This window comes from Acinetobacter sp. NEB149 (assembly GCF_012516415.1).
GTDB classification, from domain to species: domain Bacteria; phylum Pseudomonadota; class Gammaproteobacteria; order Pseudomonadales; family Moraxellaceae; genus Acinetobacter; species Acinetobacter lwoffii_V.
This window is the reverse complement of the sequence record NZ_CP051208.1, coordinates 1,324,705-1,345,832: the sequence shown is the minus strand read 5'-3', so window position 1 is coordinate 1,345,832 and position 21,128 is coordinate 1,324,705. Positions and strand designations below refer to the sequence as shown.

18 protein-coding genes and 1 pseudogene are annotated in these 21,128 nt (G+C 43.6%); 5 read left to right on the top strand and 14 right to left on the bottom strand.

The window, feature by feature from the left end; all coding sequences use genetic code 11:
* Nucleotides 1-14: 14 nt before the first annotated feature.
* On the bottom strand, nt 15-1,040 hold the full coding sequence (gene dusB, locus HGD77_RS06465; RefSeq protein ID WP_004279984.1) for a tRNA dihydrouridine synthase DusB: 1,026 nt from the start codon (nt 1,038-1,040) through the stop codon (nt 15-17).
* Between the two features lie 80 nt (nt 1,041-1,120).
* Here dusB and HGD77_RS06460 point away from each other — a divergent pair, with 80 nt between their 5' ends.
* A complete protein-coding gene (locus HGD77_RS06460) occupies nt 1,121-2,329 on the top strand; it encodes a DUF1615 family protein (protein WP_121979936.1) in 1,209 nt (402 codons plus the stop codon).
* Nucleotides 2,296-2,949: an HAD-IB family hydrolase gene (locus HGD77_RS06455; RefSeq protein WP_004729896.1), complete on the top strand. Its 654-nt coding sequence runs from the start codon at nt 2,296-2,298 to the stop codon at nt 2,947-2,949. Before HGD77_RS06460 ends, HGD77_RS06455 begins: the two co-directional genes overlap by 34 nt.
* Nucleotides 2,950-3,142: 193 nt before the next feature.
* Here HGD77_RS06455 and HGD77_RS06450 read toward each other — a convergent pair whose 3' ends face one another.
* Together HGD77_RS06450 and HGD77_RS06445 are read right to left on the bottom strand one after the other, a co-directional pair.
* Nucleotides 3,143-4,237 carry a fatty acid desaturase family protein gene (locus HGD77_RS06450; protein ID WP_004646650.1) on the bottom strand — a complete coding sequence of 365 codons (1,095 nt, stop codon included), beginning with the start codon at nt 4,235-4,237 and terminating at the stop codon, nt 3,143-3,145.
* A gap of 14 nt (nt 4,238-4,251) precedes the next feature.
* Nucleotides 4,252-5,316, bottom strand: coding sequence for a flavin reductase family protein (locus tag HGD77_RS06445; protein ID WP_034439545.1), 1,065 nt, complete (start codon nt 5,314-5,316; stop codon nt 4,252-4,254).
* 153 nt (nt 5,317-5,469) lie between these two features.
* Between HGD77_RS06445 and fabR the strand changes: the two genes are divergently transcribed.
* A complete protein-coding gene (gene fabR / locus HGD77_RS06440) occupies nt 5,470-6,150 on the top strand; it encodes an HTH-type transcriptional repressor FabR (RefSeq protein ID WP_004729898.1) in 681 nt (226 codons plus the stop codon).
* A gap of 62 nt (nt 6,151-6,212) precedes the next feature.
* On the opposite strand, the gene HGD77_RS06435 is transcribed toward fabR, so the two are convergent.
* The 10 genes and pseudogenes from HGD77_RS06435 to HGD77_RS06390 all read right to left on the bottom strand — a co-directional run bounded on the left by HGD77_RS06435 (nt 6,213) and on the right by HGD77_RS06390 (nt 17,021).
* A complete protein-coding gene (locus HGD77_RS06435) occupies nt 6,213-7,013 on the bottom strand; it encodes an alpha/beta fold hydrolase (RefSeq protein ID WP_004729899.1) in 801 nt (266 codons plus the stop codon).
* Between the two features lie 136 nt (nt 7,014-7,149).
* On the bottom strand, nt 7,150-7,416 hold the full coding sequence (locus HGD77_RS06430; protein ID WP_004729900.1) for a PAAR domain-containing protein: 267 nt from the start codon (nt 7,414-7,416) through the stop codon (nt 7,150-7,152).
* Nucleotides 7,417-7,560: 144 nt separating this feature from the next.
* Nucleotides 7,561-10,398 carry an RNA polymerase-associated protein RapA gene (gene rapA, locus HGD77_RS06425; RefSeq protein WP_121979934.1) on the bottom strand — a complete coding sequence of 946 codons (2,838 nt, stop codon included), beginning with the start codon at nt 10,396-10,398 and terminating at the stop codon, nt 7,561-7,563.
* A 143-nt stretch (nt 10,399-10,541) separates the two neighbouring features.
* On the bottom strand, nt 10,542-11,186 hold the full coding sequence (locus HGD77_RS06420; protein ID WP_004279998.1) for an RluA family pseudouridine synthase: 645 nt from the start codon (nt 11,184-11,186) through the stop codon (nt 10,542-10,544).
* Nucleotides 11,187-11,319: 133 nt separating this feature from the next.
* Entirely contained in the window at nt 11,320-12,027 is a 708-nt protein-coding gene (locus HGD77_RS06415) for a phosphopantetheine-binding protein (protein WP_034439404.1), read from the bottom strand.
* Between the two features lie 123 nt (nt 12,028-12,150).
* A pseudogene (locus HGD77_RS06410) lies at nt 12,151-12,390 on the bottom strand (GlcG/HbpS family heme-binding protein); the annotation flags it as partial.
* Nucleotides 12,391-12,512: 122 nt separating this feature from the next.
* Nucleotides 12,513-13,745, bottom strand: coding sequence for a transposase (locus tag HGD77_RS06405; protein WP_168730757.1), 1,233 nt, complete (start codon nt 13,743-13,745; stop codon nt 12,513-12,515).
* A 151-nt stretch (nt 13,746-13,896) separates the two neighbouring features.
* On the bottom strand, nt 13,897-15,198 hold the full coding sequence (hemL, locus tag HGD77_RS06400; protein ID WP_004729908.1) for a glutamate-1-semialdehyde 2,1-aminomutase: 1,302 nt from the start codon (nt 15,196-15,198) through the stop codon (nt 13,897-13,899).
* Between the two features lie 38 nt (nt 15,199-15,236).
* On the bottom strand, nt 15,237-15,857 hold the full coding sequence (thiE, locus tag HGD77_RS06395; protein WP_004729909.1) for a thiamine phosphate synthase: 621 nt from the start codon (nt 15,855-15,857) through the stop codon (nt 15,237-15,239).
* A gap of 780 nt (nt 15,858-16,637) precedes the next feature.
* The gene (locus tag HGD77_RS06390) at nt 16,638-17,021 is read right to left on the bottom strand and encodes a DUF962 domain-containing protein (RefSeq protein WP_005104473.1); all 384 of its coding nucleotides are present in this window, start codon (nt 17,019-17,021) and stop codon (nt 16,638-16,640) included.
* Between the two features lie 329 nt (nt 17,022-17,350).
* Between HGD77_RS06390 and HGD77_RS06385 the strand changes: the two genes are divergently transcribed.
* A complete protein-coding gene (locus tag HGD77_RS06385) occupies nt 17,351-18,808 on the top strand; it encodes a CYTH domain-containing protein (RefSeq protein WP_004729913.1) in 1,458 nt (485 codons plus the stop codon).
* Between the two features lie 140 nt (nt 18,809-18,948).
* Nucleotides 18,949-20,403 carry a CYTH and CHAD domain-containing protein gene (locus HGD77_RS06380; RefSeq protein WP_004729914.1) on the top strand — a complete coding sequence of 485 codons (1,455 nt, stop codon included), beginning with the start codon at nt 18,949-18,951 and terminating at the stop codon, nt 20,401-20,403.
* Between the two features lie 22 nt (nt 20,404-20,425).
* Here the strand turns inward: HGD77_RS06380 and HGD77_RS06375 are convergent, their stop codons facing one another.
* Nucleotides 20,426-21,058, bottom strand: a complete 633-nt coding sequence (locus tag HGD77_RS06375) for a hypothetical protein (protein ID WP_004729916.1) — start codon at nt 21,056-21,058, stop codon at nt 20,426-20,428.
* Nucleotides 21,059-21,128 lie beyond the last annotated feature (70 nt).

Genomic DNA, 21,128 nt, shown 5'->3' with positions numbered 1-21,128 from the left:
AATTTTGCCCGTCATTACTTGGTTTCCAGTAAATTCACCTGCTCGACTTGTACATCATTCATGGTTAAACCATGTTCTAGCAATGCATTAAAATAATCTTCTACCACACGATACTGGTCAGCCGTATTTTCCACCTGATACATGTTCTGGCGAAACTCGTTGCTGGAACGCAAACCTTTGGTGTACCAAGCAATATGTTTACGGGAAATCCGGCAGCCGGAATACTCGCCGTAAAATTCGTATAATTCTGTCAAATGTCCCAGCAGTACATCTTTAACTTCTGTAATACTCGGTGCATCAAGATGTTGACCGGTTTTCAAATAATGGGCAATTTCACGAAAAATCCAGGGCCGACCTTGTGCTGCACGACCAATCATAATTGCGTCTGCACCAGTATAATCCAGCACATATTTGGCTTTTTCCGGACTGTCGATATCACCGTTAGCAATCACGGGAATCTTCAACATTTCCTTTACGTCTTTGATTAAAGAATAACGCGCGGTATTCAGGTACATATCTTCACGGGTACGGCCATGTAAAGCCAGTGCCGCAATTCCGGCTTGTTCAGCACGTTTGGCGACCCGTATAATATTTTCCTGGCCGTTCAAATAACCAAGACGGGTTTTTAAGGTCACTGGCACATCAACTGCAGCCACAACTGCATCCAGAATACGCGCAACTAGATCTTCATCCTGCAATAAAGCAGAACCGGCGAGTCGGTTACAGACCTTTTTGGCTGGGCAGCCCATATTAATATCAACAATTTGCGCACCATTGGCCACCTGATAACGTGCCGCTTCAGCCAGATCATGGGGATCTGAACCAGCAATCTGCGCTGAAATCGGTGCCAGCTCTCCATCAAAATTGGCACGATATAAGCTCTTTTTACTCATGCGCAAAGTTTTGTCAGATGTCATCATTTCACTGACCGCATGGCCTGCACCAAAGTATTTGCACAAGGTTCTAAACGGACGATCGGTCACACCTGCCATGGGAGCGACAATCAAATTGTTTGACAGTTGATATGGACCAATATACATATAAATTCATCACTTTTTTGATGGGCATAGTATACTGCATCTGCCTTATTCGCTCATCTTTTCAATTAATTTACGACACCATGAATAAAACTTTCGCTTCTTGTTTTTCTTTTAAGTCATTGTCTGTACTTGCACTTTCTCTGAGTCTTGCCGGCTGTGGCAATGGTTCATGGTGGTCAAAAGAGGATGAACCGACACTTGAAGTTGAACATATTCGTAAAGCTATTCCAAGCCGTGTCAACCAACGTGAGTCTTGGGCACAAGATATTTATGACATCACAGAGCAGCTTGGCATTCCTCAAACCAAGGAAAATGTTTGTACGATTGTGGCAGTGGTTGATCAGGAATCTAACTTTGTTGCAGATCCTACTGTTCCGGGTTTGGGTGAAAAGGCGGTTAAGGAAGTCCAAGGTCGCCTTGATGAAAAATTCAAAGATAAACTCGGTCAAGCGATTGGTGGCACAGTTGCAGGATATTTCCAGGAAGTTCTCAAGAATCACCCAAGTCCTGAAGACAACTACTTGAGCCAGATGCGCCGGGTCAAAACGGAACGTGAACTCGACGAATTATATCGTGAAATATTTGACTATATGTCGAAGCACTATTATGTTAGTGCCCTGACTGGTGCTGCCAAACTGGTCGGCCAGAATATTGGCGAGAAAATGAATCCAATTACCACCTTGGGTTCAATGCAGGTACATATCAGCTATGCGAAAGAACATAAACGCCAAGGCGGCAATATCGCAGAGTTACGTACCGATCTCTACAGTCAATATGGCGGTCTGTATTATGGGATTCATCGCCTGATGATGTATCCGGCGGATTATGACAAGCCAATTTATCGTTTTGCGGACTATAACTCGGGCATGTATTCCAGTCGAAATGCCGCTTTTCAGAGCATGTTAAATGATTTAACTGAAGCCGAACTTGATCTGGATGGCGACTTATTGCTCTATACTAAAGATGGCGCGATCCGTTCGCAGAAGAGTCAATCTGAGCGTGAGTTAATCAGTGTTTTTGCCAAAAATAATTTTATTATCACTGAACGTCAAATCCGAGCTGATTTAAAGAAAGAAAAAGATAAAGACTTTGAAGATACGATGACTTATCGTGGTGTCAGCAAGCTTTATCAGGAAAAAACGGGTAAAGATCCTATCTATGCCATTATGCCTGAAGTGGTCATTTCCGGACCAAAATTAAGTCGTGATTATAATACTAACTGGTTTGCTACCCGCGTCGATGGTCGATATCAAACATGCATGCGCAAAATCAAAAATCTAAAACTCTAGCCTTATTTGATTTTGATGGAACCCTGTATCTACATGATAGCTTTACCGGGTTCATTTTCCATGCCTTAAGAAAACGGCATATTGTAAAACGCGGCATGCAAATTTTGCCATGGATACAGGCCTATTATTTAAATTTCTATCCGGCACACCGCATGCGACCCAAATTGTATGCCAGCATGTTTAAAAACAGTGATGCAGAGGAAATTCTGCAATTAGCTCAGGATTATGCACAACAACTAATATTCAAGTTGAATCCGAAATTATTAGAACAACTTAAACAGCATCAACAATTAGGACATGAAGTCGTGCTGGTATCAGCCTCATTGGATTTGTATCTTAAACCGGTGTGCAGTTATTTAAATATCGATTTAATCTGTAGCGAAGTTGAAATCAAAGCTGGGAAATTGACAGGGTTTTATCAAACTCCTGACTGTAGTAACACACAAAAGAAAATTAGAATTCTAGAAAAATATAATCTGGATAATTATGCTGAAATTTATGCTTATGGGAATAGCAAGGAAGATATAGAAATGCTCAGTCTGGCGCAGCAAAGCTATTTTGAGGGTCAAGATCAACAGCTTCCAAAAATTAATATTTCAGCTCATTCGATGCCATATTAGTCCTTTCCATTCTATCGGGTTAACCTACTAAACACCTTTAGACAACGCTATAAATGGCAGATTAACTTTTTTACTTTATGCCTTGAAATCATCTTAAATAGCTTCGTAATCAGGATTTTTACTTCCTGAAGTATTCGCCTCCTAGCTAAAAAAACCACTTCATTTGAAGTAGTTTTTTTAGCTTTAAGAAAAATTATTTCTTAAACGGAAATGCATATTTCACAATACGTTTGATCACACTACCGTACTGTTTTACCAAGCTGGCATTGTTATAGTTCAAACCATATTTTTCACAAACAGCCTGAACTTTCGGTGCCATTTGACGATAGCGACGTGCAGGTACATCAGGATACAAATGATGTTCAATCTGATGACTTAAATGACCCGTCAAGATATGAAACGCTTCAGAACCAGTCAGATTGGATGAACCACGAATCTGGCGCATATACCAGTGACCACGACTTTCATTTTGCAGTACCGATTTCGGGAATACTTCCACATCTTTGGTAAAGTGACCACAGAAAATGATACTGAATGTCCAGATATTACGCAGACCATTGGCCACCATATTGCCGGTCAAAACCGGTAAAGCCGCAGGACCTGCGATGAGTGGAAAGAATACATAATCCTTAAACAACTGTTTACCAATTTTGCTCTGCATTGGACGCCATTCTTCTTTGGTCTGCTCTTTGCTTTTGCGACCTTTGAAGTATTTACCCAATTCAAGATTCTGAATCGCAACACCCCACTGGAACAATAAACAGAATGGCACTGCATAAATTGGTTGTAGTAAATAACCCGGTTTCCAGCGCTGTTCCGGGAAGAGGCGTAATAAACCATAACCGATATCATCATCCATACCCTTGATATTGGTATAGGTATGATGCTTAAAGTTATGTGTTTGACGCCAGTTGTCTGAAGTCCCTACGATATCCCATTCATAGGTCTGACCATTCAATTTAGGATCATTCATCCAGTCATATTGACCGTGCATGACGTTATGACCCAGTTCCATATTTTCCATGATTTTGGCAAAGCCCAACAGGCCTGTCCCCAACAACCACGCTGGCGGGAACCAGCCTGCAAACAGCAAAGCACGACCGGCAATCGATGAATAGCGAATGGTTGAATAGACACGACGGATATATTTGGCGTCTTTTTCACCCAGATCATCTAGCACTTCTTGTTTAATTGCATCAAGTTCACGTGCAAGTTCATCAAGTTCAAACTGGGTTAATTCACGGTTTTTAGGATTTTTAAAATACTGTAATTTTACTGGCATATTCATAGGATAAAACTCGCTTATAAGTCGATGACAAGGTCAGTCTGCGCTGAGTTAATACAAATTTTGAGCAGGTTACCGGGTTCGGTATTTTGCGCACCGTTGACCAAATTCTTGGTCGAACCTTCTACTTTATTGCAGGCACATTTATTACAAATGCCCATACGGCAACCATGGGTCGGTTTAATATTTTGCTGTTCCAGACTCACCAGAATGGACTGGCCTTTTGGAATGCTGACAATTTTTTTCGACTGGGTCAGGGTGACATTAATAAAGCCGGTATCCGATTGATCCGCCAAGCTCATGCTAAATGCTTCACCTTTAAACTGTTTTGCCTGAGCAAAAAGCTGTTCTGCTTTAGATACAAAACCTGAAGGGCCACAGCAATATACGATGCTATTTTCCAGATTTTGCAGATCGGTCAGATAGGTTTCATCAAGACGTGCAGCAGCTGGCTGTTCTTGAGTGGCATACACATGAAATGAGAAATTTGCATGTTTTTGAGCAAGTTCTTCAAACCGTGCTTTAAATGCGGCATCCTGATCTTTTTTAACCCAGTACCAGAGAGTAACCGGTGCAGATAGTTCACCTTTTTTGCTCAAGCTTTCCAGCATACTGAGCATTGGGGTAATACCACTCCCTGCTGCAAGCAAGATCAATGGACTCGTCTGCACAGGCAAGGTCATATCACCATAAGGCTGACCAAATTCGATCACATCACCTACTTGTGCCTGTTCTGCCAACCAGGTACTGACTTTACCGGCATTGACTTTTTTCACGGTCAATAAAACATGTTGCGCATCTACACGGGTCAAACTATAGCTACGTTCATAACGGATGCCGTTTACCACCACATAGACCGGATGATGCTGCCCTGCTTCACCAAACTTAAATAAGCGATTCACTTGAATTTTCAGACTCAGTATATCCTGTGCGGCATTTTCTTTATGCACGATCTTGCCTAATGGCTGATTCAACGACCATATAGGATTGAGTTTCTGAATCCAGAAATTAATCGCATGCTGATCAACAACACTATCAGACAGTGCATTCAACGGCGTTTTAAGTTTTTGGAGTACATGCATCGTTTGCGACATCACCTTGAGGTTTTGAATTATTATACACATGTATATATATTTGTATATACAACCGTATTGTTTCTATTCATTTCACAAGCTTGACTGGCTCGGTTATAATAAAATGATTCATGCATGAACCTATCGATGAACGAGCCTTCAATGAAAATAAGCAGTGACGCATCTTTATTACAATCGAAAAGCATTGATGAGCCGATTATCGTACGGAGTGTCGGTCGCAAGGCCACCATTACCAAGGAAGAACTGTTTCAGGCTGCGTTGAATCTGATTGGGCCACAAAAAAGTATTTCCTCTTTAAGTCTACGTGAAGTCGCGCGTGAAGCTGGTATTGCACCGAACAGCTTCTATCGTCATTTTAAAGATATTGATGAACTGGCCATTGAGCTGATTGATCGTGCCGGAATTGTATTGCGTCAGATTTTGCATGAAGCACGTCTGCAAGCTTCTCGCCAGAACAGCATCATCCGCAGTTCTGTGGAAGTTTTTATTGCCCAGCTGGATGCCGATGAAGGCAATCTGAGCCTGTTATTACGTGAAGGTTATACCGGTTCCAAATCTTATAAACAGGCAGTAGAACGCCAGTTAAATTATTTTCAGCAGGAACTTCAGGATGATTTGATTCGTCTGGAACGTCTAAACAATAAAAAATTATTTCATCCGGATATTGCCGCCAAAGCGATTACCCAACTGGTGTTCAACATGGGCGCCAATGTGATTGATATGCCTGCTGAAGATCGTAAAGAAATTGCCGAACAGACCATGATCATGATCCGGATGATTCTGGAAGGTGCGCGTCATCTGGAAGATTCTCAGCTGCGTTAATTTCCCGATTTGCACGAAGCTGTATAAAAGAGACGTAATCAACGTCCCTTTTTTTATGATGATTACAAAAGTGCGAGTTGGGTTTTGACCGCCTTTGCAGTGGCTTCCGGATACTCAAGTGGGAACATATGCCCGCCCTCGACCACAGAATAATTAATCCGATAAATCTTCTGCATCCCTTGTGGCAAACCCTGCTGATAAAACTGGCTCTGCTCAGCAGTCATCAGATGAATTGGCACTTCAGGCTGTCGGCGTGGTGTTCTCCACCACCAGGCGGGTACAGTCCGGAAGATTTCCGCTTCTATCTGTTTTGGAATAGTTAACGTCACCCCACCACGTTCAGGTTCTGGCTGAATGCCGCTCTCGATATAATCAGCAAAACACTGCTCATCGAAATTTTTAAATAAGCGGTTAAACCGGAGTGCTTCAATAGCATCCTGTTTCGATGACCAATGATCTTTGCGTTTTAGCGTAATTCCTGCGGGCGTATAGCGGTCAACACTTTTCAGATTCAGCTTTTTAATCAGTTCAAACATGGCGCTATTTTTTCCAATCACAAATGGTGGATCCATAATGACCAGTTTGGAAAATAGTTCGGGACGTCGATACGCCGCCATCAGGGTCACCAGACCACCAAAGGAATGCCCTAAACCAATCACCTGTTGCTGAGGAAACTGCTGCTCGATATCTGCAATGACTTCATCAACCAGATAACGCCAGTCTCGCGTAATTGGATATTGCGAATTCATGCCGATCAAGGGAATCGCTTTGACTTCATAGTCTTGCTGAAAATAGTCCAGAAACTTTTGGTAAGTTGCCGCAGGGATACCATTGGCATGAGTAAAATGTAGGGCTTGCTTCATTATTTTTTAAACGCAGTGCGTATTCATCCTGAAATCATCGAATGAGCTTACTGATCTATTCTTTCATTCGGCAGTGCAAAAATGCTCAAAGCATGACCTCAAAGTCATTTCTCTGTATTTCTTCAGAATTTAAAGTCTATTTCTGAGATACAGTCAAATGTTGCATCGGTAGAAAAGTCGCGCCGCAACTGGCCTTATCCCCCGCGATGACTATCGCTCTTCCTTTGACTGTAATTGATAAGTCGCTAGCAATGGCGGTGACCATGGTCTGGCATTTGGGACAATAATGCTTCATGCCATTTAAATGCACGGTGATACCATTGATCAAAAAAGTGGGTTCACATTCAGTCACCATGCCACCATGACTGGTCTTTGTGCCAAGGGTAATCAGTGCTTTTGACATACTTTGTCATTCTTATTATTCAATAGGCCAATTTTAAACAGGAGAAAAATAACAGGCCAGCATTCTCCGACAAAAAAATAATAAACCCGGATTTTGCCCATAAAAAAAGCAGCCCGAAAGCTGCATTTTTTAATGATTTAAAGCTTAAGGCTTGACCACGACCATCACCTGAATTGCTTCCGGTGTTACCGATAGACCATCCAGCAGGCTTAAACCTTCTTTCTGCAACTTTTGTAAACGTGCAATTTCATCTTCACGGATACTTGGATTGAACTGTTTCAGATAGGTCAGGCGATCAATTTCATATTGCCATTTATTGCCATAGACTTCTTTGGCTTGCTGCTTGAAGCCAGGCAATGCACTGCGTGCCAGTTCAAGTGCCTGCTGATAACGCGCTTCAATCACATCACGACGTGCTTTCACCACCTGACGGCAACTATTGCCATCCAAATGATGTAGATAAGGCTTCAGGATTTCTGGTGCAATCTTCTGGGAAAGATCCTGGCCTTTTTCACTGAGCAAGACACGGATTAACTGTTGCGGCAAGCTAGACGGCAAGTTCAATGCTTTCGGAGCCACCACATCGACCTTGAACCATACTTCAAGTAATACCGAACCCTGTGGCAGTGCTGCAGATTTTAGTACCGCAACGTTAGTGCTACCAAAGCCTTGCGTATTGATCATTTCCATCACACTTTCAGTGAATGGATGTTCCAGTGTCAGGTATTGCGCATCTTCGCGGATTTGTGCCTGATCACGATAGAAAGTCGCTGTAATCCCTTCTTCATCCAACGTCAAACCTTGAACCTGCATTTGATCGGTTGGCTTGATGATCACTGTACCGTTACTTTGCTCGTCAAAGTCGATATTCGTAGACGCCATAAAGCGCTTCATGAAAATCGGCAAAGTGGTATTGTCATCATAGTCTTCAAGCGCGTTGACAATTTCCTGTGCCACCACCGGACGGCAAGAGTTGTACTCAAGCAAACGGTCTCTACCTTCCTGCAATTCAGCTTCCAGCGCTTCACGTTGCACGCTAACTTCTTCCAGCAGGTCTTCAAACTCTTGACCTTTGTCTGCCAATAGACAGTCTTTCAAGCGAACAATAAAATTTTCTTGCAAGGTTTGTGCAGCTGGAGAAATATTACTGAAAATATTCAGCGCTTCGTTATACCAGCGGAACATACGTTCTTGTGCAGTTCCCACCAGATAAGGCACATGAATCTGAATGCGGTTTTCCTGACCGATACGATCCAGACGACCAATACGCTGTTCCAACACGTCCGGGTTCGCAGGTAGGTCAAACAGAATCAGATCAGAGGCAAACTGGAAGTTACGTCCTTCTGAACCGATTTCCGAACAAAGAAGAATCTGCGCGCCATACGAATCTTCAGCAAAATAAGCTGCGGCCTGGTCACGTTCTAACAAGCTCATGCCTTCATGGAACATCGCCGTACGAATACCGGCATGTAAACGCAGTACATTTTCCAGCGCTTCAACCACTGGACCGCTACGTGCAATCAGTAAGACTTTCTTGTGTTTTAAATCGGTACGCAAACGCTCCATCAGCCACATCACGCGTGGATCGGCTTCCATCCACGAGCCGTCTAGCTGAGCTTCTTCAGGCCACATTTGCTCACGCAACTTACCATCTTTCGACCAGTGTTCCGGTGCTGGTAATGGTGCCGGCTGACAGTCACGACCCGGGAAGCCCTGAATGGCTTCACGCGTATTACGAAACAGGATACGACCGGTACCATGACGGTCTAAAAGTTCGTGAATGGCACGGAAACGCTGCTCAGGATGATCTTCAATTGAATGACCCAACAAGGCCTCAATCGCAGTCAAATGTTCTGCTTCAAGTGGCAGATTTGACATCAACACTTCTGCAATTTTAGCGGTGTGCTGATATTGCGCTTCTTCATCCAGGAAACGATCCAGCGAGTTAAAGCGCTGCGGATCGAGTAAACGCAGGCGTGCAAAGTGACTTTCTACCCCGAGCTGTTCCGGTGTTGCCGTCAATAACAATACGCCCGGCGTATGTTCAGCCAGTTCTTCGACCAGATCATAACGGTCATTACCGCCATCTTCTTCGCTCCACATCAAATGATGTGCTTCATCGACCACCAGCAAGTCGAAACCGGCTTCGAGCGCCTGTTCACGCAGATCTTCATGGTCGACCATCAAATCGACAGAGGCAATAATTTTTTGTTCGGTCAGGAATGGGTTTTGTTCAGGATCATGCTCTTTGATTGATGCAGTACGGGTCAAATCAAATAACGAGAACTCAAGATTGAAACGACGGCGCATCTCAATCATCCACTGATATTGCAGCGAATCTGGTACTAAAATCAGGATGCGTTCAGAACGGCCAGTTTTCAGCTGTTGATGGATGATCAAACCGGCTTCGATAGTTTTACCCAGACCGACTTCATCGGCCAGTAATACACGCGGAGCAAAACGCTGACCGACTTCATGCGCAATATACAACTGGTGTGGAATCAGGCCGACACGTGAACCGACCAGACCACGCAGTGGACTGCTTTGCATATTGGCCTGCATCAGCAGCGCTTCAATACGCAGGTCATACCATTCTTTATAATCGACCTGACTGGCCAATAAACGGTCTAGAGGCTTGGACAACTGGATGGTGGCACCAATGCGGGTTTCATTCAGCGATTTACGTTCTTCAGTCCCATCTTCCAGGGTACGAATGACGTGATAACGCACCACGCCATTGCGGTCTTCCACGGATTCTACAATCCATTTGGTCCCTTCCTGATCCTGTAATTCATCTTTCACATTAAATACGATACGAGATAAGGGTGCATTGCTACGTGCATAGACGCGAGTTTCATCGCTTTTCGGGAATAAAATGCTAACCGACCGCTCATCAACATCAATAAGAACGCCTAAACCGAGTTCTGTTTCAGTATCTGATAACCAACGTTGACCAATAGCAAATTGCTGCAATTTTTCCACCTTTATCTTAAGTACAAGATTATGAATATTAGGCTCAATCACGAAACGTCATTGGAGCAAAATTCCATACCTTCAAGCAATGTATTTTGACATAAAGCTCACTAAAAAGTGAGCATAATTCACGCCGATTAAAGAAGTATTTCCTAGAACGGCGCCGGACAATAAAATTCGACCAGCTGCTCTGTTTGAGGATGATAAAAACTCAAACGTTCCGCATGTAAACATAGACGTGAACTGAGCTGTTGCTGTTCGGGTGTCGCATATAAGGTATCGCCAATAATCGGATGTCCGAGATATTGCATATGCACCCGTAGCTGATGTGAACGGCCGGTAATTGGGGTCAGTTTCACCCGGGTCACAGGCTGTCCCTGAATATTAAAATGTTCAATCGCCTGCCAATGCGTGATGGCCGGCTTATGATGTGCGGGATCTGCGATATGTAAGGGCGGACGGCTTGGATCATACACCACTGGCACTTCAATAGTGCCTTCACCTTCGAGTGTACCTGCAACCACAGCCTGATAGGTTTTATCAGTCTGGCGTTCCTGAAACTGGCGGGAAATGGTTTTTTGTCCCCATTTAGTCAGACCAAAGGCCAAAATACCGGATGTATCGCGATCCAGTCGATGAATCAGTAAAGTTTTGGGTTCGAGTTTGACCAGACGGTTGATCAGGCAATCTTGTAAGTCTTCTGTTTTACCGGGAACTGTGAGTAAACCTGCAGGTTTGTGGATGACCATGAAATCGTCATCACGATGTATCAGATGTTCGGTTAGAAAATTACTCAAAGTTCAATCCCAGGCTGATCGCGAAAAACAAGGCGGCAATGATAGAAAGCTTAGCCAAGAATTACAATGCGCATTTATGTAAATGACGATGAAATTTCCGATTTAGCGCATAAAAATGCTCAATCGCAGCACATCAACCTAAGGATTGTAAAATAAAGCTTGCCAATTTATGCAAAGACGGATGCTTTAGCACATCTTCATAACGGATATTGGCACCATGCGCACGCCATACACCAACCAGACTCACCATCGCTACTGAATCCAGACCATAATTTTTTAGGTCGACATAGGGATCAATTTCCAAGGCATCCATATCCAGCTGTTCTGCGATAGCCAACATAATACCTTTGGTCGACAATACATATTCGGAAGGTGCGCTTAACTCCCATAAGCGAGTCAGGCTATAGGTATTTAAGTGATGTATCCCCTGTGCCGAAATATTTTCAATCCACTGAATATGCTGATCTTGATTTGACAATAAAATCGCATCATCAACCACACCGATTTGATCCGTCACACTCATCAGATGCGGCAAAATCTGTTTCAGCATTGGCGTGACCTGACCGGCAAAAATTAGTTGCGGATGCGTTGAGGCATATTCTCCCAATTGCTGCATGCCTTGCATCAGGTCATCACCATATAGATCAACAATGGGAATATCCAGTGCTTTGGCTTTATTGGTTACTTGGATCAAATTTGCCATCAGTGAACTGTCTTGTATCCCCTGCTGCATACGCAAGTTTTGCAATCCGACTAAAACCAAAACGGATTTAGAGGATGACAATTGCCATTTGGCTTGAGATAGGGCAAGTTGGATTTTTTTGGGCATGGGGTAAAGCATGGGAGAGGATTTTTCTAATCTATGCGAATATATACCTATGCTAGCGTAGATCTAGAAAAATGGTAAGTTCTAACCTCTACACTGATCCTAGACAAAATAATGGACAACCAGCCCCTCTAAACTTTTAATAATATCTTCAAACAACTTGGATGGACGGCGACTCATTGCAGAACATTTGGCTTTTTCGACGGCCAGATTTGCAGTCATCGGTGCTGCACCATCCATACGCTTCATCGCAAGCAAATGACCCGTTTCATCCACCACAGCAATACTGACATTAAAACTGTTCTGAATGGCATATTGATGGGCTTGATCTAATAAAAATTCAGCATCGCTTAAAGTCAAATAATGTTTGGTTTTCATTGATCTATCTCATCCTTTAATTTATCAATTTCAAATCTTATGATGTCTAATCCAAAGAATGAAATAAGCCCGATCACTCGGGCTTATATTCCCTCTCCTTTTAGGCATAGGTATCTACACATCTATGAGATACCTAATGCCATTGTGGCTATCTCATTGAGTTCATCTATTGAATATTCCGAGAGCAGTTGAAGAGTGTTCAGTAAAATCGAAAGCCCTGCCAATAAGGCAGGTGCACTTTCCAACCTACCTCTTTTCTGCTGCCGACCTGAAAGACGGGTGAGAAATACACGAATTTTCTGATGGTGTTCATCTTCAGAACGCTGGATTCGCCAAGTTAAAACACAAGCCATACAGCTAATCAGTAACCGCCTTAAAATGGCTTCAGGTCTGGTCTGAAGCCATGCTTCAATATCATGACCTACCTGCTTGAGCAGCTTGAAATAGCATTCAATTGTCCAGCGCCAGTAATACCAGGTCGTCATCTCTACCGTAGTAATCTCTGATGGAACATTGCTGATTAGTGACCATCTTGCGACGGTCTTATCCTGATCATCTTTCACTACGGCAACAATTAATCTGGCTTCAATCGCACTCCCTGGCTGGGGAGCAACCCGTTGGCCTGAATCGTCATTTCTCTTCGGTTTTGCTGCACGTGTTATCCGGATAGCAGTTTCTCCCACATGCAACATATGCCGGTTTCCTTTATAGGCAATCGGCTGGACCTGCTGCGTTTCTACTCGTTCTGCGGCTTCTGCAACTTTGCATGTTTTGCCCTGATGCTCAATTCGATGGCCTTCTTTCGCCCGAATCAGCCATTTAAAACCCTGGCTGCTCATTTCCCTTAGGTGGGCAATGGAGTCACCTTCACGATCAATGATATGAACACATGTTTTCTCAATGGGATATTGTTCAATCACTTTGATTTGTTCGGTAAGTGAATCTAGATGAGATTTGCGCCCAGCAGAGTGTTGACTGAATGTGGAATAGCAGCCTGAGGCATCTGATAGTGTCTGCGCCAGTGGCGCAATAGGTAGTCCCGAGGCTGCATCAACCAGCAGACTGCTTTGCAATTCATAGCCTGAATCATATTGATGGGTTCTTTGCAGGCGCTGAATTTTATGATGGTGTTTCACATACTGTAGCTGAGACCAGTCATGAACAATCAATGCATATTGATGCGGTGATGCCTTGATCTGTTCACATGCAAGATGTTCAATTGGCTGGTTTAACTGACTAAAAGAGATTTTGTCATTATTCAGGAATCGCCAGACCGCTTGTGTGGTTGCGAAACTCGACTTTTGGGCAGAAGCCAGGTCTTTGATTGCCGGAGCAAGTGAAGCAAGAGGGTTCATATTGAGCTTTACAAGGCTGTTATAGCGCTTGACAAGACGCTGATCCAGGCCAGAGATGTTAAATTGAAGAGCATGCTCTTCAATTTAACGCAAAGTTCAGGAATTGTGTAGATACCTATGCCTTTTAGGAGAGGGTCAGGGAGAGGTCGAATTATCCTTTCATCTCAGCAAAAGTTTCTTTAGCCGCTCGAATCGTGTAAGCAATATCTTCATCACTATGCGCAGCTGAAATAAAGCCGGCTTCAAAAGCAGATGGTGCAAGGTTTACGCCACGATTTAACATGCCATGGAAGAATTTACGGAACGCATCGACATCACATTTCAGCATAGAGTCAAAACTGGTGATATCTTCCTGATCGGTAAAGTAAAGACCAAACATACCACCGACTTGTTGCGTCTTAAACGGAATACCGGCTTCATCCGCAGCAGCTTGCAAGCCAACCAGCAGTTTCTCAAGTTGCGCAGACAATTTCTCATAGAAACCTTCAGCACGTAGATGTTTAAACATCTCAATTCCGGCACGCATTGCCAGCGGATTACCTGACAATGTACCTGCTTGGTATACCTTACCCAATGGTGCAATACATTCCATCACTTCACGTTTCCCACCGAATGCACCCACTGGCAGGCCTGCACCGATGATTTTACCCAATGTGGTTAAATCCGGAGTTACGCCGTAATGTGCTTGCGCGCCACCCAGTCCAACACGAAAACCTGTCATCACTTCATCAATAATAAACACTGAACCATGCTCATCACAGACATCACGAATCGCTTGCAGGAAACCGTCAATCGGTTTCACCAGGTTCATGTTGCCTGCGACTGGCTCAACAATCACGCCGGCAATTTCTGAACCAAATTTGGCAAAACATTCTTTTAAAGTCGCAATATCGTTATACGGAAGTGTCAGCGTATGTTTAGCAAAATCTGCCGGCACGCCTGCAGACGTCGCTTCTCCTTCACCACTGGTCAATAAACCAGAACCTGCTTTTACCAATAATGAATCCGAGTGACCGTGGTAACAGCCTTCAAATTTTACAATCTTGTCACGGCCAGTATAACCACGCGCTAAACGAATCGCGGTCATGGTCGCTTCTGTACCTGAGTTGGTCATACGAACCAGCTCAATCGATGGCATGATCTCGCAGATAATGTCTGCCAGTGTGGTTTCATGAACTGTGGGCGCACCAAAGCTCAAACCGTCTACTGCGGCATCCTGAACCGCTTTAATAATCGCTGGATGCGCATGACCCAAAATCATCGGCCCCCATGAACCTACATAGTCCACATAACGTTTGCCATCGACATCATACAGATACGCACCTTGGGCTTTTTCGATAAAGACCGGCGTCCCACCGACACTATTAAATGCGCGTACAGGTGAATTGACGCCACCCGGGATATGTTTATTGGCTTGTTTGAACAATTGTTCTTGCTTTGGAGATAAGCTCATGAAGGCACTCGACTCAAAATTAAATCAATCAAAAAATTTTATGCTGTAGCTTGAAAAAGCGCAGACCATTCATCTAAACGTTCAGGAATGGCATTCATAGGAAGTCCCAATATATCACTAATCACCGCGCAATAATCCGCACCTGACTCAATGACATCCTTGGAATTTTCAACCGTTAAACCACCAATGGCACATAAAGGTACATTCAATTTCTCTTTGGCCAGTTTTAAGGTTTCAAGACCAATATTACCCGCTTCAGGTTTACTATCAGTAGCATAAATTGCTCCAAATGCCACATAATTCGCACCATCGGCAATGGCCTGTTCAGCCAGCTCAAGTGAGTTATTACAGCTACGGCCAATCAACACGCCTTTAGGCAAACGCGCAACAGCGTCGACAATCGAACCATCATCCTGGCCTAAATGCACACCCACGCCGTATTTAACCGCCATTTCCAGATCATCATTAATCACGAAAGGTACAGCATATTCAGCACACATGGCTTTCATATACTCGATTTCGTAAATTTGATCTTCTTTCGCCACTTTTTTACGGCGATATTGCAAGACCGCAACACCACCATTGGCCATTGCACCTTCCAACTTCGCCAATAAAAGCTCTAATGGATCATCATTGGTAATTAAATATAAACCGCGCATCTTGCTCGCCACTTGCTAGGATGGCTCTATTATAGGCATAACTCGGTTTAATTGCCGCCATCTTGCTGTTTCTGAGACCAGGTAGCAACAGATTTGCAGTTTTTTAGCACAATTTATCAATTAAATCGTAAATATCACCATTTTCAGGGATATACGGACTTTCAAATCTGCGTTTTAATGGCCTTATAACAATAATTATAACGTGTTAATGCTTACGCCCTCCGACAAACGCTTTTAGGATTTTGCAGATAACTTGGTGGAGAAGTTGCAAAATTCTAAGAGCGATTTTTTTGTCTTTTTTTCGCCTGGCTCAAGCGTACTCAAATTAATTAATATTAAAAATACCCATTTTCAGGGATAGCCCAATCGGCACGAAGCGTCTTAAATAGCCTTAGACACAGAAAATAAACAGAAAAATAAATACCTGTGTTGGTAATACCCGATCCTTTCTGGTTTTGAGTCATTCGTTTGTGGGGAAACCTTTCAAAGCCAGAAAGGATCTTTTACTTTCAGCACAAATCCACATGAATTCTTCTATGAATATTTACACAATAGCATGAGCAAAATCTTGAACATTTATTGGTAGCAAACAGGCATAAAAAAAGCCCGGAGAAGGTCGCTCCAGGCTTGGAAAACTGATGTATTAATTAAAATATAATGGTTGATCAAAAAACCTAATCTGCAATACCATAATTATTAGAATAATAATTCTAGACTTGCAAGGCTTTTATCGAAATTTCATGCTTTAAGTGGGCACATTCCGATAAAAGTCATTCTGGCTTAACTGGAAATTTTATCGTATTTAAGGTCGATCAGACTGATATTACCACGCAGGACATCGGCAAACATGCGCCAGTCCGAGATAAAGCTATATACAGGCTGTTTGAAGCTGGCTGGTTTATTGCGCTCAAAGATAAAATGACCGACCCAGGCACAGGCATAGCCCGAGAGTAAACCATATGCAAAATATCGCGGCTTGCCTTGACGAATGGCTTTGGCAAAACAGTATAAACCGATGCTACTGCCGGCCACGTGCAGACGGCGGCTAATAATATGCCGATGCTCAGTCAAATAGAAGCGATAAAATTCATGATAGTTCTTAATCGGCATCTGGGGCTGAACCATCACCTCATTCTTACTTTCTGGTTGTACTTGTACATTCATCTGTCATCATCCTGACGTTTTTTGTTTTACCTTAGCGTATATTTTAGCCAAATAACAGCCTTTTGATGCGCGCTTCAATGCATCTTGCACATCCCCATGAAGGCCTGAATCCGATCGTTTTAGCCTAAAATGAACCGATGAAATCTAAGTTTCAAACTTCTGTTTAAGCTTTTTATGCTCAGTCAAGTCTTACATGCATTTTGATTTTGGTTACAATCTGCTGCGCACAAATCTAAAAATATAATTGCGGCTGCTGTCCGCCTCATTTTAAAACCTTATTCAAGTGAAGATTCAGTACTTAATTGCACTGAACAGATAGGATGATCATCATGGTTGAAGTTGAACTCAAGTTCCAAATTCCTGTGGCACGACGCACTGCGCTGCTCAAGGCACTTGATCCGAAAAAGTCTCAACAGATCCAGCTTCAAGCCAAATATTATGATACTACCGACCGTCAACTGGCCCGGCATGGGGTGGCACTGCGTCAGCGTCTGGAAGGTACACGTTGGGTGCAAACACTAAAAGCGGCCGGGAAAAGCCACATCGAACGCTTTGAACATAATCATGATCTAGGGGAATTAACCGCATCTCCTGAACTGGATTTAGATATTTATAAAAAATTTCCAGAAGCCGGGGCAATTCTCAGCAATGCGCTCAGCAATCAGTTCAACCAGCTCCAACTCCAGTTTGAAACCGATATTGCCCGTACGTTAAGAGTGATTGACTATGAAGATACCCAGATCGAAGTCAGCCTGGATATTGGACAGATCCGCACACAGGATGCTGAGCAAGAAGTACATGAAGTCGAGTTCGAACTAAAAAATGGTTCAATTCAACATCTGCTGGCCTTCAGTTTTGAATGGGTCAAGAAATACCAGCTCTGGCTCGATGTACGTAGTAAGGCCGAAATAGGCAATTTATTGGCCACTTCACAGCGCGTCAGTCCTGCGACCCTTAGCAAAGAATTTCAGATCAGCAAAAAAGACAGCGCCAGTAAAACCATGTGCAGTCTGATTGCACAGCAGATGCAGCATTTATTGCCGAATATCGCGGCGATTGCAGCTCAGGTAGCAGAGCAGGAACATATTGATCAGGCACGACTGGCACTGGATCACTTATATCTGACCTTGCTGCTGTTCAAAGACTGGCATCCACAGCTTTCGGACAAATGGGCACATCAACTGGCGGCCTTTAAGCAGCAATTTGAACATTTGCAACATTTACAGCATATGCAAAACAGCTTGGCCGGTTTCCTGCAAAATCCCACCACGGCAGAAAACCTGAGCAAAGATATTCTGTATGCGCAGGAGAAACTCGGTAATCTGGTCAAATCTACCCAGAATGTGCATCATTATCTGGAATTACTGATGTTCAGTTTAAATGAAAATGAGCATGCCTCGCTGGACTTGAAAACTGCTGCTCAAACTACCTTGCAACAGCAATATAAAGCTTTGCAGGAACAAATGAACCAGACCGATATCACTGATTTTGAAAGTCTGGATCAATTGTCGGGCCGGATTCAGGAGCTCAAATTCAGCTTTCCGATTTTAACCACGATCTATGATGTCAAAAATTTGCAGAAATACAGCAAAGCGCTGAACGATGCTCAACTGGCAGCCAGTGAATATCAAACTTTGGCCTCTTCTGCAGTTTATATTCAGCAGACCGAGCTGGAAGCAAGTGACTGGTTTGTGCTGGGCTGGCTGACCGCCAAGCAGGAAGTCTATGCGCAGAAACTGCTTGAAGCGACCGAACAGTTCTTGGTCAGTCGTAAATTCCTGAAATAAAAATATTGAAATAAATATCACAAGAAAAACTCAAAGCACGCCTTCTCTGGCGTGCTTTTTTGTTGCAGAAGCACATCACACCCCTGCCGATCTTTGGGCTATATTAATCTATAAAACCAACATCGCGGAGGAATGACCCGATGGCAGAAATAGAACTCAAATTCCAGATTCCGCCACAGTCTCGTGTGCAATTTGAACAGGACATCCAGAAACTTCAGCCGACTCGGCATCGTCTGTGTGCACGCTACTTTGATACTGAAGCGCAACAATTACAACAACATCAGATTGCCCTGCGGCAACGTCTGGAAGGCCAGCAATGGATTCAAACCCTGAAAGCAGCGACTGAACAACAATTTGAACGTTTTGAACTTGAGCATGAATTAAAAAGTCCTCCGGAACATTGTGATTTTCAGTTATATCGCAAACATAAACCGGCCAAAAAAATCCTGAAACAGGCGCTCGGTGATCTGGAGACACCGCTTATTCTGCAATTTGAAACAGATGTCGTACGGTATGTACTCACAGAAAGTCATCTGGACAGTAAGATTGAAATTGCCTTTGATGTCGGAGAAATTCGACACAATGATCAAGCCATCGATATTTATGAAGTCGAATTTGAGCTTAAATCCGGCCAGCTGAGTGAATTGATTGATTTCATTCAGCCCTGGGTTCAGCGTTATGCTTTGTGGCTGGATACACGGAGTAAATCCGAACGCGGTTATGCCTTATTACATGGTGAAGAGAATCTGCCGGTTCAGCATCAGCTTCCCTTAGTGCTTGAACAGAAAGATCAGATCATTACGATTTTGCAAAAGATTGTCGTCAATTGTTTGGCTCATCTTTTCCCAAATGCGATGGCGATTGCTGCCGAAAATTATAATAGTGATCATGTGCATCAGGCACGTGTCGCGATTCGGCGTTTGCGCAGCGCATTTAAAATTTTCCAGTCCGTGACCGAGCATGTGCAGCCAGAATGGCCGGAACAGCTGCGGGATATTTTTCAGCAACTGGGTTCTACCCGAGATCGCGATGCCTTGGCAGAAAGCCTGATTCCACAACTGGAAAAAGCAGGTTCCCCCTTACTGAAATTACCCCCACACCGACAAAAACAGCCAGATATCAGTGTGCTGTTCAGAAGTCCTGCTACCGTAGAACTAATGCTGCAACTGTTCAGCTTTAGCCAAGAAAAAACGGATAACAAAGCCAAGTCTTCACATAAGATTTTGTGTAAAGGCCTGAGCAAGCTGCACCAGCAAATCTGTCAGGATGCCGAGAACTATCAAGAACTGGATATTGAATCCCGGCATCGGACACGCAAACGGGTCAAACGCTTACGCTATAACGTAGAATTCTTGCAAAGCCTGTTTCCTGAAAAAGAGGTTAAAGCTTATTTAAAAGCCTTAAAACCCTTGCAAGAAAGCCTTGGGCATTATAACGACCTATTTGTTGCAGACGAATTATTTAGACCTTATGTCAAACAACAGGCCAAGGCCTGGTTTGTGCTAGGCTGGATAAGTGCGGAACAGCAGCGTTTGTCGAACGAAGCAGCAGAGCGTTTACAGCAGTTTGCAGAAAATACTAAGCCCTTCTGGTAAGACCGGGCTTGGTCAAACTGTGCTAGCGATATTTGCCGAATACTTTCCAGATATTATTGTCTGCCAGAGGATCGTTATAACTGTCGCTGCGTTGCTTGCGTGGCTTATCGCGTGCATCGACCAGTTCAAAATGTGGCTCAACACTCAGCACAATCCCATTCACATAAAAACGGGTGCGCGTATATTCGCTCTGGCCATGCTGAAACACATAAGTGCGTAAATCCACAAATTCACGGTGTGCCACCAAAGCTGCAGTATCGTCACTATCAAGCCACTGCCGCATGGCTGCAATCTGCTCGGGTTCGAACTGGCCGCATTTTTCGATCAGGCTGGCGACCCCACGAAAAGTTTTGGATTCCTTGGCGCGGGTTTTATTAATGCGAATCCGGTCAACATGAAAATAAAACAGCGGCAAGTTTAAATGACTCGGCAGATGGATCGCATCCAAGATTTCATCTTCCATAAAAGGCTGAAACAGATCCTGTGCCCTTTCAATCAGCCCGAGCCACTGGCTATAGTATTCATCTACCTGTGACTGGCTGCCATAATAAATCGGCAAGCCTTCAACATTGGCTAGATTTGCCGGTGGCCAAATATTCTGGCGCAATAAGGCAATATCACTTTTTAGGCTTTGTACTGCAATCGCATCCTGCATGGCATTCACTTTTATATGCTTAGGCTATTTTTTAGATTAAGGCAAAGGTTTAGTTTCTGCAAGGCTTTGC

Excerpts from the sequence above, each read along its gene's own strand:
- HGD77_RS06405 (WP_168730757.1), bottom strand. The coding sequence starts at position 13,745 with ATGAACCCTCTTGCTTCACTTGCTCCGGCAATCAAAGACCTGGCTTCT.
- HGD77_RS06445 (WP_034439545.1), bottom strand. The coding sequence starts at position 5,316 with ATGCATGTACTCCAAAAACTTAAAACGCCGTTGAATGCACTGTCTGAT.
- hemL (WP_004729908.1), bottom strand. The coding sequence starts at position 15,198 with ATGAGCTTATCTCCAAAGCAAGAACAATTGTTCAAACAAGCCAATAAA.
- dusB (WP_004279984.1), bottom strand. The coding sequence starts at position 1,040 with ATGTATATTGGTCCATATCAACTGTCAAACAATTTGATTGTCGCTCCC.
- HGD77_RS06385 (WP_004729913.1), top strand. The coding sequence starts at position 17,351 with ATGGTTGAAGTTGAACTCAAGTTCCAAATTCCTGTGGCACGACGCACT.
- HGD77_RS06375 (WP_004729916.1), bottom strand. The coding sequence starts at position 21,058 with ATGCAGGATGCGATTGCAGTACAAAGCCTAAAAAGTGATATTGCCTTA.
- thiE (WP_004729909.1), bottom strand. The coding sequence starts at position 15,857 with ATGCGCGGTTTATATTTAATTACCAATGATGATCCATTAGAGCTTTTA.
- fabR (WP_004729898.1), top strand. The coding sequence starts at position 5,470 with ATGAAAATAAGCAGTGACGCATCTTTATTACAATCGAAAAGCATTGAT.
- HGD77_RS06390 (WP_005104473.1), bottom strand. The coding sequence starts at position 17,021 with ATGAATGTACAAGTACAACCAGAAAGTAAGAATGAGGTGATGGTTCAG.
- HGD77_RS06450 (WP_004646650.1), bottom strand. The coding sequence starts at position 4,237 with ATGAATATGCCAGTAAAATTACAGTATTTTAAAAATCCTAAAAACCGT.
- HGD77_RS06415 (WP_034439404.1), bottom strand. The coding sequence starts at position 12,027 with ATGCTTTACCCCATGCCCAAAAAAATCCAACTTGCCCTATCTCAAGCC.
- HGD77_RS06430 (WP_004729900.1), bottom strand. The coding sequence starts at position 7,416 with ATGTCAAAAGCACTGATTACCCTTGGCACAAAGACCAGTCATGGTGGC.
- HGD77_RS06460 (WP_121979936.1), top strand. The coding sequence starts at position 1,121 with ATGAATAAAACTTTCGCTTCTTGTTTTTCTTTTAAGTCATTGTCTGTA.
- HGD77_RS06435 (WP_004729899.1), bottom strand. The coding sequence starts at position 7,013 with ATGAAGCAAGCCCTACATTTTACTCATGCCAATGGTATCCCTGCGGCA.
- HGD77_RS06380 (WP_004729914.1), top strand. The coding sequence starts at position 18,949 with ATGGCAGAAATAGAACTCAAATTCCAGATTCCGCCACAGTCTCGTGTG.
- HGD77_RS06455 (WP_004729896.1), top strand. The coding sequence starts at position 2,296 with ATGCATGCGCAAAATCAAAAATCTAAAACTCTAGCCTTATTTGATTTT.